The following is a 12631-nucleotide window of genomic DNA, read 5'->3' on the forward strand; positions in this document are numbered from 1 at the left end:
ATTCAGACTTCCCTTCCGGCGACGTAGTGCGCCATTTCGGTGAGTCCAGCGACCGCGGCGGGGTCGAAGTCGACTCCGTGGAGCGCCGATATCGCTCCCTCGACCGCCTGGTCCGCGCTGCTGCGGCACCAGTCGCGTGCGCCGAGATTGTCGAGCTCGGTTGCGATCCGGCGTAGTTCGCTGTCCGTGGTTTCTCCGGACGAGAACCACTGGGCGATCGGGTCACTACCCGGTTGTTCGAGGGCCCAGCTGATCGGAAGCGAGCGCTTCTTCGCCAGCAGGTCGGAGTGGTTGGACTTGCCGGTCGTCTCCGGGTCACCCCAGATGCCGAGCAGGTCGTCCACGAGCTGGAAGGCCGCGCCGACACCGCGTCCGTATGCCGCCAGCGCGGCACGTCGCTCCCGGCCGGCACCGGTGAGCACCGCCGGGAGCTCGGCGCTGCAGGACAACAGGACCCCGGTCTTGGCGGCGGCCATCGTCCGGCACTCGGCCAGTGAGACGTGGCTGCGCGTCTCGAAGTCCATGTCGAGCATCTGCCCGTGGATCAGCTCACGGGTCGTGGTGGCCAGCAGGTGCGCGGCGGCCGCGGCGTGCGGGCTGGGGTCGGCAAGCATGGTCTCGAATGCCAGTGTTTGTAAGGCATCCCCGGCCAGGATCGCTGTCGCATCGTCCCAGACCGACCACACCGTTTCGCGGTGCCGTCGGGTGCGGTCGCGATCCATGATGTCGTCGTGCACGAGGGAGAAGTTGTGCACCAGCTCCACCGCGGCGGCGGCGCTGACGACGTGCGCCGGCTCGACTCCGAGGGCCGCGGCTCCGAGCAGCGCGAGGGTCGGCCGCAGCTTCTTGCCGCCGTCCTCGGCGACCGGGTTGCCGTGCGTGTCGACGAAGCCCAGGTGGTAGGCCACGACCAGCCGCTCCTGACCGTCGAGCGTGTCGACGGCCTTGTGGAGTGCGGGGTTGACGAGGGTGCGGGTCAGCTCCTGCGCCCTGCCGAGCTCGCTGTCGGCGGTGCGGGGTGAAGGAGAGTGCTGTGGGGTGCTCATGCGGGGTCCCTCCGTTGTGATGGCGGGGTGGAAGTGGCCGTCCAACACGACCTGTGCAGCCGAATGACCACTGCGCACAGCGCCTTCCATGGTCGCGGGCCATCCGGTGGCCGTCCACGCGCCGGCCAGCGCGAGCCTCGGCCAGGCCGTCCTGGCCCCTGGCCGCCAGCGCGCACTGCCCGGCGCCGCGCGGAAGGTCGCCTCCGGTTCACGGGTCACGAAGAAGTCGCGCACCTCGGCCTCGGCCAGGCCGGGCAGTAGTGCGCGCAGGTGCGGCATCGCCCAGTCCCGCAGCTCGGCGTTGGTCAACCCGATCAGGTCGTCGGCCGCGGAGATCGACACGGCGACGTACTGCCCCTCCTGCAGGCCCGCTGCTGCGGTGCGGTCGAAGACCCATTGCAGCGGGCTGTCCACTGCGGCCACGAAATCGGTGTCCATGACCGGTCGGTCGAGGACCAGGTGGACGTTGATGATCGGGGACAGGCCGAGCCGCGCGGCGATGTCGGAGGGCAGCCCGAGGACGGCGGGATCGAGGAGGCGTTCGAGCGCCGCAGGGGGGACGGCGCTGACGAGCGCGTCGTACCGCTGCGTATCGGTTGCGGTGGTGACCTCGACCCCGGAGTCACCAGGAACGATCGCGCTGACCTTGCCGCGCAACCGGACCGTACATCCGGCTGCGGCCAGCGCACGCTCGGCGGCGTCTCCGTGTAGCTGTTGCAACGGGACCCGTGCCCAGCCGAGGTCGGAGGCGCCCTTGTCCTGGAGCATGCCGAGCTGGAACACCGTTGCCGCCAGGGCCAACGAGCAGTGGTCCGCGTCGGCGTTGAGCGTCGCCTTGCCGATCAGCTCCCAGAGCACTTCGATCGACCGGTTGTCGGCGCCCTTGGACCGCAGCCAGCCCCCGAACGTCTGCTCGTCGACTGTCGGATCGTCCGGGTCGATCCTGCCCAACGCGAGCGCGATCCGGCCGACCAGCAATCGTTGGCGCAGCGGCATCCACCGGTGCCGCAGCAGTGACCCGCTGAGGTGCAACGGGGCGGGTAAGTCGTTGCGGCGCAGGTGTGTCCGCGTCGCAGATGCCTCACTGGCGATGGGCACGTCGAGTCGGTCCTGCAGGTAGGTCAGGTGCCGGACACCCAGGCGATCGAGCAGCCCGAGGTAGTCGGTGCAGCAGCGCAGGAACGCGTGCTGCCCGCCGTCCACCCACAGGTCGCCGCGCCGGAAGGAATGGGTCAGCCCGCCGAGCCGGGCGCGGGACTCCAGCAGGGTCACTTCACAGCCTGCGTCGGCCAGCTCCAGGGCGGCGGTGATCCCCGCGAGGCCGCCGCCGACCACGCAGACCCTGACCTGGGCACGCCCCGTCATACGGGCAGCACCGCCTTGGCGAGCGCGGTGAGCGCCACACGCCCCTTTTCGTGGGCGGGCAACGACATTCGACGGTCGTAGACGACGGTCGGGTTCGCCTGGATGCGCACCAGCAGGTGATGGTAGATGCCCGACATGGCCGCGCAACATGCAGCGCTGCGGTGGTCGAGCTCGGGCAGCAGCCGCAGACCGAGCTCGTACCAGTGCTGGGCCCGCTCCGCCGCGAACCCGATGTATGTCGCGAGCCGCGCATCCGGATCGTGCAGCGTGCCCTCGTCGTCCAGCTGCAACCGGACACCGAACTCGTCCAGCTCCGCGCGGGGCAGGTACACCCGACCGAGCAGGAGGTCTTCGCGGATGTCGCGCAGGATGTTGGTCTGCTGCAACGCGATTCCGAGTTGATCGGCGAATTGCGGGGCGCGTGGATCGGTGCCGTTGCCGAAGATCGACAGACAGAGCCGGCCGATCGAGCCGGCCACGCAGCGGCAGTAGATGCGCAGGTCGTCGAACGTCTCGTAGCTGGCGCCGGCGAGATCCATCTCGACGCCGTCGATGAGCTCGTCGAACGCGTCCAGCGGCACCGGGAAACGCCGCGCTGTCTCGGCGACGGCGGCCAGTACTGGGTCGGTCGCGGAGTCGATGTCGGACAACTCCTTGCGCACCAAGGACAGTGCGGCGCGCTTCTGTTCCAGCGGGGCCTGCTCGTCACCGATGTCGTCGATGCGACGTGCGAGGGCATAGAGCGCGCACAGTCCCTGGCGCTTGCGCACCGGCAGCAGCCGGATGCCGTAGTAGAAGTTGCGTGCCTCGCTGCGGGTGACCTGCTCCGCCGTTGCGAACGCCTCGTCGATCGACACTTCACGCCCTCCTTGTCAGCAGCAACCGAATGCCGTGTCGCAGCGTGGTGATTCGGGACGGCTTGACCGGAGCGTCGGTGACGATGTCGCCGCCGGTGTGGTCGATCGCGTCCGCGGTGGCGAGGCCGCCGGCGACATACCCGGCGACGGCGATGCGTGCCCAGCCGCGCAACTGCCCGACGAGCGGCGTGCCGGCGTCGAGCAGTTCGCGTGCAGTGGCGACCTGGCGCAGCACGACGCCGCGCAGCGCACGAGTATTCGCCGGCCGCAGCATGGTGGTGTCGGTGAGCCCGGCCTCGGCGAGTTGGTCGGCGGGCAGGTAGACGCGGCTGGCGGCATGGTCCTCGACGACGTCCTGGCAGTGCTCCAGCACCTGCAGGGCGGCGCAGACCGAGTCGCTCCACCCCACGCGAGCGGGTGTCGACTGCCCGAAGACGGCGAGCACCAACCGGCCGATCGGGTGTGCGGACAACGCGCAGTAGTCCAGCAGTGCGTCGAAGTCGGCGTACCGGGTGACGCGCTGGTCGATCAGGTTGGCCTCGATGAGATCGTCGAAACACTGCAGTGGCAGGGCAAACCGCGTCACCTGTGGCGCAAGGTCACGCAGCACCTGTTCCGATGGCTGTCCCCCGTCGCGCAACCGGTGCAGGTCCGCCCGGAAGGCGGTCAGTGCCGCCACCCGATCACCGGGAGCAGCGTCTCCGAGTTGGTCGATCGTCCGTGCCACCCGGTAGATCACGAGCAGCGCGTCCCGGTAGCGAACAGGCAGGATCCGCAGCGCAACCGGGAAGTTCTCGGTCGCTGCACCGGGTGCGACGTCCGCCGTGGCGACGTCGGGGGATGAGGCGGCTCCGATCATTTGCTTCCATCCTCCCGTGAATGGGTCCGGGGGCGCTGCACCGGAAGGTGTGACATAACCGGAGATTGTTTGTCATCAAGTGATAGACCTGAGTGTTATGGGGCAGACGTTGAAGGTCGCCGGGGTCGCGGGACCGCCGCCCGAGCTGCGGATCCTGCAGTCACGTCTGCACGCTCGCTTCGCTGAGATCATGGCGGCGGTCGCCGAGGAACTCGAGATGTTGTGGCCCGCCTGTCTGGCCTTCGCGTCGGAACGGGGCACTTCGCTGTCGGACGCCGCGGACCAGGTGGTGCCCCGGCTGCTCGCGACGATCAGCGGTGAAGCCCTCGAGCAGCCGGTGGTGGCGCCGGAGCTGGACCCGCTGCTGGTCGCGATGTTCGACCAGCTGGGACGCGCGCAGTTCCAGCAGGGCCGCGACCTGAACGGCATCCTCACGGCATACCAGGCCGGCGCCAGGGTGGCCTGGGCGCACATCTCCCGCGAGGCGATGGACGTCGGGCTCGACACCCGGCGGCTGTCGCGGCTGGCGGAGACGCTGTTCATGCTGACCCACGACATCTCGGCACGGACCACCGACGGCTACGTGCGCGAGCAGTCCGAGCGCGGCCTGGTGTCGCACCGGGCTCGCGGCGAGTTGTCCGGTCTGCTGATGTCGACCATGCCGGACCGCAATGCGGTGCTGCTGGCGGCCGATCAGGCGGGGTGGGCGGTGCCGGACGAGTTGGCGTTCGTGCTGCTGCGCGACCAGGACGACCCGCCGCTGGCCACTCGGCCGCGGCTGGATCCGGAGTGGCTGGTCGTGCACGTCGGTGACGTCGTCGGCTGGTTGGTGCCGTGGGTGGCCGGGATCGGACCGCGGCTGCAGCGTGCACTGGGTGAAGTGCCGGCGGTGGTCGGCCCCCCGGTCGCGGTCACCGAGGCCCGCCGCAGCATGCGGGTCGCCCGTGGCGCGCGGCGCCTGCAGGGCGCGGGCGTGTTGCCCGACCGGATGATCTTCGTGCCCGAACACATCGACACGCTGCTCGTGCACCGCAACCCGGAACTGTTGGCAGCGTTGCGTTCTCGGGTCCTTGCCCCGATGGACAAGCTGCCGGCGGGCAGCCAGGAGCGTCTCACCGAGACGCTGGCCAGCTGGCTGCGTCACTTCGGCTCTCGCGCGGCCGTCGCGAAGGAGTTGCACATCCACCCGCAGACCGTCCGTTACCGTCTCGACCAGTTGCGCGGTGTGTTCGGCGATGCATTGGACGACCCGGATCAACGCGCGCAGCTGTTCCTGGCGCTGGTGTGGGGTGCGCCCCCGGAGGACTGATCAGCGCGACACTGCTCAACCCTGAGCGGGATTGAACCAGGGCAGATCCGCGAACCGCGCGAAGTCACTGTCGAACGAGCAGAGACCGACGCCGTGTTCGATCGCGAGAGCAGCCAGGTGCGCGTCGGTGACGAGATTTCCGCGGACGTCGCCGTCGAGGATGAAGCGCCGCAGGATGTCGCCATGGCGGGGCCCGGGGACAGTTATCCAAGCGTTCTCGGCATCCACCCAACTCTGCACGAATGACCACGCCTCGGCGGCCCGGAGCGGATGGATCATCACCCGGGGATGGGTGGTGATCCGTTGGAACGCGATCAGCGATACCCACGGCAGGCCAACGCGGGCAGGACCGTTGAGGGCATCTTCGAGCCACGCCTTTGCCGACCGGTGGTGTACGGACGTCTCGTCCACGGCGTAGATGAGCACGTTCGCGTCGACGATCACGAGTCGGATGACTCCTCGGTCTCATCGAGCAGCTCCAGGACGTCTGCGATGTTCGAGATGTCGATCCGTGCGCCGAGTGGCGCGGTCCGTTGCACGAACGGAGTCTGCTCGACGCCCTGCCGGTCCAGACCGGCTCTGGCCAGCTCGTTGACCGCCTCACCCAGGCCGATGCCGCGCTCGCGACGCAGGCGCTCCGCTGCCGCGTGCACTTCGGGGTCGAGCCGGACGGTGGTACGCATGTGACAAGCTTAGCACCAATGATGCGGGTTATGCGCATCACTGGTGCGGTGGCCCGCGGGTCGAAGACGTCCATGGCCGCCGAGGATCCCGGCGATCAGCGAGATGAAGGCGGCACCGAACAACGTGCCGAGCAACCACACGGAGAACACTCCGCGGTATTCGGGAGAGCGCGGTCCGATGTCATCTGATGAAAGTACGCGCGCTCAGCGCAGCGCCATCTCCGCGCCGTCGTCATCGGCCCGCCGCGTCTGCAACACCCGCTCCTGCAGCGCGTCCGCGAACGCCCGGGCGTCGAGCACGTCGGCGTCGGTCACGACCGTGATCCCCAGCGAGCCGTTCCAACTGAGCGCGCCGATCGTGAGCGGTATGCCGGGGGCGGGCGGCAGGATCGGGTGCACCCGCAGCAGCGGGCAGCCGGACAGCGTGAACGCCTGGTCCGGACCCGGCATGTTGGACACGATCGCCTGGAAGTACTTACGGCCGTAGACCGTCCGGGCGAACCACCGCCGGCCGCCGTGCGGCACCGCGCGCAGTGCGGAGGACATCACCCACCGCGACGCCAGCGCCCGGGTCGGGGTGCGCAGCGCAGCGCTGAGGCGGCATACCTCGTCGCGCACGTCCTCGATCGAAGTCGCACGGGCCGGCGCATCCACGATGACCGCACCCGTCAGGTTGCCGCCGTCGTCCGATCCCACGCCCGGTGCCCTGAGCATCACCGGGACCGAGACGCGCAACCGGTCGTCGCAGGCCGACGCGAGCACCGGATCCACCTCGGCGAGCGCGATGCCGGTCGCCGCGAGCAGCAGCTCGGTGACCCGCATCCGGTGGCTGCGCGCGACCTGTTGCACGGCCGCCAGGGGCACGTCGATGGTGGCGAAACCACGCCGCGGCCCACCTGCGGGCAGCACCGCCGCGGGCTTCCCGTCGGTCGCCAACTGCGCCAACCCCTGTATGACGCCGCCGCCGCGTCGCAGCAACGTCGGTCCCGGACGATCGGGGACGGGCAGCTGGTACGGCGGCGCCAGGATGTGCAACAGCTTCGCGACCGCACCGATGCCGTCGGCGATGCAGTGGTGCATGACGATGCAGAAGGCCACCCGGTCGCCGAGCCCGCGGATCAACCAGACCCGCCACAGCGGCCGGTCCCGAGGCAATGCGGCACCGGTGAGTTCACCGACGAACGAGTCCAGGTCCGTGCCCTCCGGCAGGGTCACCTCGACCAGGTGGTGCGACCAGTCGATCGGTCCGGCCGGCACCCAGCGGTGGGTCTGCGCACCGGCCAGTCGGTCGGCGAAATGCGGCAGCACGTCGAGGTGCTCGGCAAGGTTGTCGCGGATCTGCGCGTAGCTGGGCGCGCCGCCGAGCAGGGCGAGGCCACCGACGTTCTGCGCGTTCCCGGGCGCCTCGACGTCCAGGAAGAACGCGTCCGATGTCGGCAGCCGGTCGCCCGGCCGGCCGCGGTCCCACCACTCGGTGACCGCCACGGCGACGCCCACCACCACGGCCGCGCCGAGTACGTCCAGGACGTAGTGGTTGGCGGTGGCGAGCACGACATACAACGTCACCCCGACGTGGGCGGCGCTCACCACCTGCAGCCACTGGCGGTGCGCCATCCGCGCGAGCATGACGCTGACCCACAGCGCCCAGGCCATGTGCAGCGACGGCATGGCGGCCAGCTGGTTCGCGTCGGCGACGATCGGCGAGCCCCACGAACCAACCGTGCCGCCCGTGGCGACCGTGTCGATGAAACCGGGCAGCATCCGCGGCGGCATCACCGGCAGCACCGCGAAGCACGCGAAGGCCAGCAGATTGAGCAGGATGAAGGAGTTGCGCGCCTGCCGGTAGAGCCGCGGCGTCCACACGTAGGTGATCACCAGCAGCAGCGCCGCCGAGATGAGGTAGGTCGTCGCGTATTCGTAGTTGGCGGTGGTCATCAGCCCCGGCCGGGCGGCCAGCCAGTTGTTCAGCCCGTGCTCGACGTCGACGTGCAGCCACTGCTCCAGCTGCAGCACGTGCTCACCGTGCGAGCGTGCGGCGGCCGTGCGGCTGGCACTGCCGAACGAGTCGACGAACAGGTATGCCGCGAACAGTGCCCCGCCGAGGACGAGTTCGCCGAGCAGGTGCGGGCGCCGGGTGTGCGGCACCGCCGGCCAGTGCACCCGCACGCGTGGCAGGTGCAGCTGGAAGTGTCCGTGGTGCCCGTGGTGCGGGGAGTGGGTCGCGCTCATGACCGCCCCCTCGTGCCTCGGGCGCGGTCATTCGCCTGTGTCTGTGGTCGTTCGCTTGACCGCCCCCTCGTGCCTCGGGCGCGGTCATTCGCCTGTGTCTGTGGTCGTTCGCTTGACCGCCCCCTCGTGCCTCGGGCGCGGTCATTCGCCTGTGTCTGTGGTCGTTCGCTTGACCGCCCCCTCGTGCCTCGGTCTGGGCTACCTACCCAGGGGGTGACTAAGCGAAGGCGATGGAGAACTCGGGCATCCGCCGCAGCCGGCTCCAGCCCCACGCGATGCAGACCACGATGGTCAGCAGCGTCAGCGACGTGCTGAAGACCCCGCGCGACAGCAGCGCACTGCGCGCGCCGAGATGCAGGAAGCCCATGTTCATGCCGACGTCGACCAGCCGGGACGCACCCCACAGGATGCAGACCTGGCTGAACATCCGGTGCGCCCGCTTGTCGTGGAAGAGCATCTGCGGCAGTGCGATGAAGTCGCGGCACAGGTGTTTGGTGATCGGTTTGCCGATGGCGGCGCTGCCCAGGAAGATGAACGCCATCATCAGCGACCCGGCGATCGGTTGCAGCAGGTAGACGTAGATGCTGGACAGCGCCAGCGACAGTGAGGTGCGCCCGACCAGCATCAACACGGCGATCAACAGGGTGCGCGGCACACTGGACTGGGTGCGCAGTCGCACCGCCACGATCAGGCCGGACCAGACCAGCACCGAGATCAGTCCCCAGAACTGCCCGACCGTCGCGAGTGCGGCATACAGCAGCAGGGCAGGGACGACGGCGGCCTCCAGAGCGAGCCGACCCGCGCGCAGCGCCGAAGCGCGCACGAATTCCTTGTCGATGATCAGCTGACAGGCCGGTGTGGCCGCCGCTGGTGGCAAAGGCATGACTCATGATGGCACCGCTACCTGTGAATGCCCCTGCGTCTTGCTGCGGGTGATCGGCGAGTGCGCCAGCCCGCTGATGCCGATGCCGATGAGGACGGCGGTGACGGACACGGCCGCCAGGGCACCCGCGGTGTGCGGGATGGCGACGTGGAAGCCGAAGATCCCGGCGAGGTAGCTGATGACCGGGTTGGTGATGCTCATGGCCGCGACCGCCCACGGCAGGGTGCCGTGTGCGAACGCGGCCTGCTCGATCAGTAGGCCGGAGGCGGTCGCGACGGCCAGGCTGTAGCCGGGCCAGTCGAGAGCGGTGTGCAGCACGCCGGGGCCGAAGAGGTCCTCCACGGTCAGCTTGGTCAGCACCGCGTTGCCGGCGAAGCAGACGCCCGCCGCGATCGCGAGCAGCATGCTGGCGATGCGGGCGTCCTGCTGTCCGCGCGCCGAGCCGACCAGCAGCACGACGAGCGCCGCCATGGCGAGCAGCACCCAGATGACCAGTTCGCGGTTGGGGGTGCCGTGCAGTGGGGCGGCGCCGCTCACCGACAGCAGCACGATCAGCCCGGCGCAGATGCACAGCACGTAGCACCAGTCCCTGGCGCTCGGACGCAGCCGGCTGCCCAGCCCGGTGAGCAGCAGCGCGAAGAGCACCTGGCTGACCATGACCGGTTGCACCAGCGCGACACTGCCCAGGTGCAGCGCGGCCGCCTGGATCAGGAAGCCGACGTTGTTGATGACGAAACCGGTGAGCCACAGTTTGCGCCGGACCAGCGCCCGCACGAACGCGGAGAACCCGTGCACCGTCTCCAGCGAGTGCGACCGGGTGGCCTGGGTGGCCGCACGCTGCTCGAGCATGGCCGACAGCGCGAACGCGAACGCGGCCGCGCAGGCGAGCAGCAGCACCAACCAGAGCATCGGTCAGTCGTCTCCTCCCGAAAGACGTGTCTCTTCCCCCCAACGCCTCGCCAGCCGGTTGTATGCCGCGGGCCATGCCGCCCGGACCACCGGGGCGACCCGCAGGGCGGGGTCGCTCCACCGTTCACTACCACCGGAGGCGATCAGTGAAACAAGTTGCCGGGCAACACGTTCGGGGTCGCGGGGCTTCGGCGAGCGGCGCTCGTACGGCGTCCCGCGGTGGGTGAAGAAGTCGGTGTCGACGACTGCCGGCACGAAGGTGCTGATCTCGACGCCACTGCCGGTCGCCTCCAGCCGCAGCGAGTCGGCGAACGCGTCCAGGCCGGCCTTCGTGGCGGCATACACCGCCTCGCCGGCGACCCCGGTGCGTCCGGCGATGCTGGTCACGAAGCACAGGTGGCCGCGGCCACGCTCCAGCAGCCTGGGGAGCACCGCACGCGAGAGGAGCACCGGGGCGGTGAGGTCGGTCGCCACGATCTCCGGTATCCGCTCGGGCGGCATGGTGTCGAAGCCACCCTGCCAGCCGATGCCGGCGTTGTGCACGACCAGGTCGAGCCGGCCGTGCGCGGTGGTCGCCTCGTCTGCGACCCGCTGCACCTGGGCCGGGTCGGCCAGGTCACCGAGCACGTGCGCCGTACCGAGCTCGGCGGCGACAGCTGCGGTGCGCGTCGCGTCACGGCCGTGAACGACGACACGCACGCCGTGCCGGATGAGTTCCCGGGCGACGGCTGCGCCGAGCCCCCCGCTGCTGCCGGTGACGAGTGCGAAGCTGCCGTGCAATCTCATTGCGGCACACCACCGCTCGGGCCACTGGGTCGGTCGCTGCTCCGGTGGTCGTGAGGAGGTCGACGGGAATCGTCCACGACGCAGACTATATAGAAAGGCTCTGGATCAGGTGCACAACAGGGCGGCGAGTCCGTCGAGCAGCGCCACCCGCCAGCACGGATAGTCGTGGCCCCCGTGGTAGACCGTGAGTCGCGTCGGTTGTCCTCGGGCCGCGAGCACCTCGGCCAGTTGCCGGGCGGCCTGGGGCATGGCGCCCTCGTGTGCCCCGACGTCGATCCGGACGGTGGTCGAGCTGGCCGGAGCGTTCTCGAACACCTCTGCCAACCAGGGCTCTTCGAGCTGCTCGAGGTGCGGCACGGTGTGCGCGGAACCGGGTCGCCACCACAGCGAGGGTGATTGCGCGATGACGCCGTGCAGGTCGCGGTGGCGTGCGGCGGCATACAGCGCCGTGAGGCCACCGAGGCTCTGGCCGGCGACCACCAGCCGGTCGGCGCGGATCGGCCCGAGATCCGCGGCGAGGTCGGGCAGGGCCGCGACCAGGGCGTCGGCGAACCCGCCGGTCGGTGCGAGGTCGGTCCACCGGTGCGTCAGGTCGATCGCGCTGGGGGCCAGCACGGTGAGTGGCGGCAGGGCGCCGACCGCGATGGCGGCGTCCAGGGTTGCGGGCAGGCCGAGGTGCTCGAACCACATGTCCCCGTCGCAGAGCAACAGCAACGGCTGGGCCTCGTCGCCCGGCGCGCGGTAGCGGTGCACCGGCCGCGGGACGACCGGCGCAGTGGGCGACCAGTCGACGGTGTCGACCCGACCGGCGACGCGCGCGGCGCCCGATCGCCACCATTCCGAGGGAGCGTCCGGCAGTGCGAAGACGCTCGCGCTGCCCGGCCGCCACCGGGTCGGAACCGTCTGCGGACAGAGCGGATCCGGCACGCCGCGGCGGGCCAGCCGGGTGAGGTGCTGCTGCAGCGCGTCGGCGGACAGGCCGTCCTCGATCGGCTGGTGGTCGACCGCGAACTGGTAGGAGCCGCGGTGGTCGGACCGCAGCTGGTAGGCGATGTGCCAGACATCGGTGCCCGGGACGTGCTGCAGCAGCGACGCCGACCGCTGCTCCCGGTCCCCGATCCGGTTGGGTACGAACAGGACGCGGGTCGTGGCGCGGGTGCCGCGCCATACGAAGGTCGCGATCACCTCGCCGTCGCCGGCCGCGTCGACCAGCGGCGTACCTCCGGCGTGCGCCAGATCCGTCCAGAAGCGTTCGACGAGCGCCGGTCCGTCCCCGGGCGACGCCGCGATGCGCTCGCCCAGCCGGGTGATGACCGGAGAGGCGACGCGTTCGGCGACCGGCGGGCCGGCAGTGACGACAGCCACGGCTCAGGCGGTGACACCGACGATCCGGGCCCAGGCAGCCAGCGTGGGTTCGGCGGCCAGGTCGGCGAAGCGCACCACGCGCCCGGTCAGCCGGGACCACCGCTCGGCGAGCTGGATCACCCGGAAGGAGTCGATGCCGTGCTCGATGAGGTTCGCGTGATCCGACAGGCGCTCGATCGGCACATCGACCAGTCCGGCGATGGCAGCACGCAGGTCGGCGGCCCTCAGGAGGGTTCTCCTCGGCGAATCAGCGAGCGACATAGAAGTGAGGTTACCCTTACTTCCTGTGCCTGGCGAGGGGGCCGCCGAACACGGCGCAGCGGCCCGGTCGAGGACCGAG

At 70.1% G+C, this 12631-nt stretch carries 13 protein-coding genes; 1 reads left to right on the forward strand and 12 read right to left on the reverse strand.

Translation table 11 applies throughout. The features are described from left to right. Positions 1-2 precede the first annotated feature (2 nt). Genes hpnE through FHU39_RS18250 form a run of 3 tightly spaced genes read right to left on the reverse strand, consistent with a single transcriptional unit; the run spans position 3 to position 4127 of the window. Positions 3-2411 carry a hydroxysqualene dehydroxylase HpnE gene (gene hpnE / locus FHU39_RS18240; RefSeq protein WP_183322129.1) on the reverse strand — a complete coding sequence of 803 codons (2409 nt, stop codon included), beginning with the start codon at positions 2409-2411 and terminating at the stop codon, positions 3-5. Continuing rightward, positions 2408-3268 (reverse strand): presqualene diphosphate synthase HpnD, encoded by an 861-nt coding sequence (hpnD, locus tag FHU39_RS18245; RefSeq protein ID WP_183322130.1) that lies wholly within the window; start codon positions 3266-3268, stop codon positions 2408-2410. The genes hpnE and hpnD overlap by 4 nt, the downstream gene beginning before the upstream one ends. A 1-nt stretch (position 3269) precedes the next feature. Then, positions 3270-4127 carry a squalene/phytoene synthase family protein gene (locus FHU39_RS18250; RefSeq protein WP_183322131.1) on the reverse strand — a complete coding sequence of 286 codons (858 nt, stop codon included), beginning with the start codon at positions 4125-4127 and terminating at the stop codon, positions 3270-3272. Positions 4128-4224: 97 nt separating this feature from the next. Between FHU39_RS18250 and FHU39_RS18255 the strand changes: the two genes are divergently transcribed. Then, positions 4225-5436 carry a PucR family transcriptional regulator gene (locus FHU39_RS18255; RefSeq protein WP_183322132.1) on the forward strand — a complete coding sequence of 404 codons (1212 nt, stop codon included), beginning with the start codon at positions 4225-4227 and terminating at the stop codon, positions 5434-5436. A gap of 15 nt (positions 5437-5451) precedes the next feature. Here the strand turns inward: FHU39_RS18255 and FHU39_RS18260 are convergent, their stop codons facing one another. The 9 genes from FHU39_RS18260 to FHU39_RS18300 all read right to left on the reverse strand — a co-directional run bounded on the left by FHU39_RS18260 (position 5452) and on the right by FHU39_RS18300 (position 12552). Continuing rightward, positions 5452-5880, reverse strand: coding sequence for a TA system VapC family ribonuclease toxin (locus tag FHU39_RS18260; RefSeq protein WP_183322133.1), 429 nt, complete (start codon positions 5878-5880; stop codon positions 5452-5454). After that, a complete protein-coding gene (locus tag FHU39_RS18265) occupies positions 5877-6119 on the reverse strand; it encodes a CopG family transcriptional regulator (RefSeq protein WP_183322134.1) in 243 nt (80 codons plus the stop codon). Before FHU39_RS18265 ends, FHU39_RS18260 begins: the two co-directional genes overlap by 4 nt. Before the next feature lie 9 nt (positions 6120-6128). After that, complete coding sequence (locus FHU39_RS25255; RefSeq protein ID WP_425484797.1) at positions 6129-6269, reverse strand: hypothetical protein; 141 nt, start codon at positions 6267-6269, stop codon at positions 6129-6131. 54 nt (positions 6270-6323) lie between these two features. Beyond that, positions 6324-8348 (reverse strand): bifunctional phosphatase PAP2/O-acyltransferase family protein, encoded by a 2025-nt coding sequence (locus FHU39_RS18275; RefSeq protein WP_183322135.1) that lies wholly within the window; start codon positions 8346-8348, stop codon positions 6324-6326. Positions 8349-8565: 217 nt separating this feature from the next. After that, positions 8566-9231, reverse strand: a complete 666-nt coding sequence (locus tag FHU39_RS18280; protein ID WP_183322136.1) for a DUF3159 domain-containing protein — start codon at positions 9229-9231, stop codon at positions 8566-8568. A gap of 3 nt (positions 9232-9234) precedes the next feature. Further along, a complete protein-coding gene (locus tag FHU39_RS18285) occupies positions 9235-10140 on the reverse strand; it encodes a DMT family transporter (protein WP_183322137.1) in 906 nt (301 codons plus the stop codon). Positions 10141-10143: 3 nt separating this feature from the next. Continuing rightward, positions 10144-10926 (reverse strand): SDR family NAD(P)-dependent oxidoreductase, encoded by a 783-nt coding sequence (locus tag FHU39_RS18290; RefSeq protein ID WP_183322138.1) that lies wholly within the window; start codon positions 10924-10926, stop codon positions 10144-10146. Between the two features lie 105 nt (positions 10927-11031). After that, on the reverse strand, positions 11032-12291 hold the full coding sequence (locus tag FHU39_RS18295; RefSeq protein WP_183322139.1) for an enterochelin esterase domain-containing protein: 1260 nt from the start codon (positions 12289-12291) through the stop codon (positions 11032-11034). Positions 12292-12294: 3 nt separating this feature from the next. Next, a complete protein-coding gene (locus FHU39_RS18300) occupies positions 12295-12552 on the reverse strand; it encodes a phosphopantetheine-binding protein (protein ID WP_183322140.1) in 258 nt (85 codons plus the stop codon). Between the last annotated feature and the right edge of the window lie 79 nt (positions 12553-12631).

The sequence above is a fragment of the Flexivirga oryzae genome, assembly GCF_014190805.1.
GTDB lineage: Bacteria > Actinomycetota > Actinomycetes > Actinomycetales > Dermatophilaceae > Flexivirga > Flexivirga oryzae.

Excerpts from the sequence above, each read along its gene's own strand:
- hpnE (WP_183322129.1), bottom strand. The coding sequence starts at position 2,411 with ATGACGGGGCGTGCCCAGGTCAGGGTCTGCGTGGTCGGCGGCGGCCTC.
- FHU39_RS18250 (WP_183322131.1), bottom strand. The coding sequence starts at position 4,127 with ATGATCGGAGCCGCCTCATCCCCCGACGTCGCCACGGCGGACGTCGCA.
- FHU39_RS18255 (WP_183322132.1), top strand. The coding sequence starts at position 4,225 with ATGGGGCAGACGTTGAAGGTCGCCGGGGTCGCGGGACCGCCGCCCGAG.
- FHU39_RS18265 (WP_183322134.1), bottom strand. The coding sequence starts at position 6,119 with ATGCGTACCACCGTCCGGCTCGACCCCGAAGTGCACGCGGCAGCGGAG.
- FHU39_RS18275 (WP_183322135.1), bottom strand. The coding sequence starts at position 8,348 with ATGAGCGCGACCCACTCCCCGCACCACGGGCACCACGGACACTTCCAG.
- FHU39_RS18280 (WP_183322136.1), bottom strand. The coding sequence starts at position 9,231 with ATGCCTTTGCCACCAGCGGCGGCCACACCGGCCTGTCAGCTGATCATC.
- FHU39_RS18285 (WP_183322137.1), bottom strand. The coding sequence starts at position 10,140 with ATGCTCTGGTTGGTGCTGCTGCTCGCCTGCGCGGCCGCGTTCGCGTTC.
- FHU39_RS18290 (WP_183322138.1), bottom strand. The coding sequence starts at position 10,926 with ATGAGATTGCACGGCAGCTTCGCACTCGTCACCGGCAGCAGCGGGGGG.
- FHU39_RS18300 (WP_183322140.1), bottom strand. The coding sequence starts at position 12,552 with ATGTCGCTCGCTGATTCGCCGAGGAGAACCCTCCTGAGGGCCGCCGAC.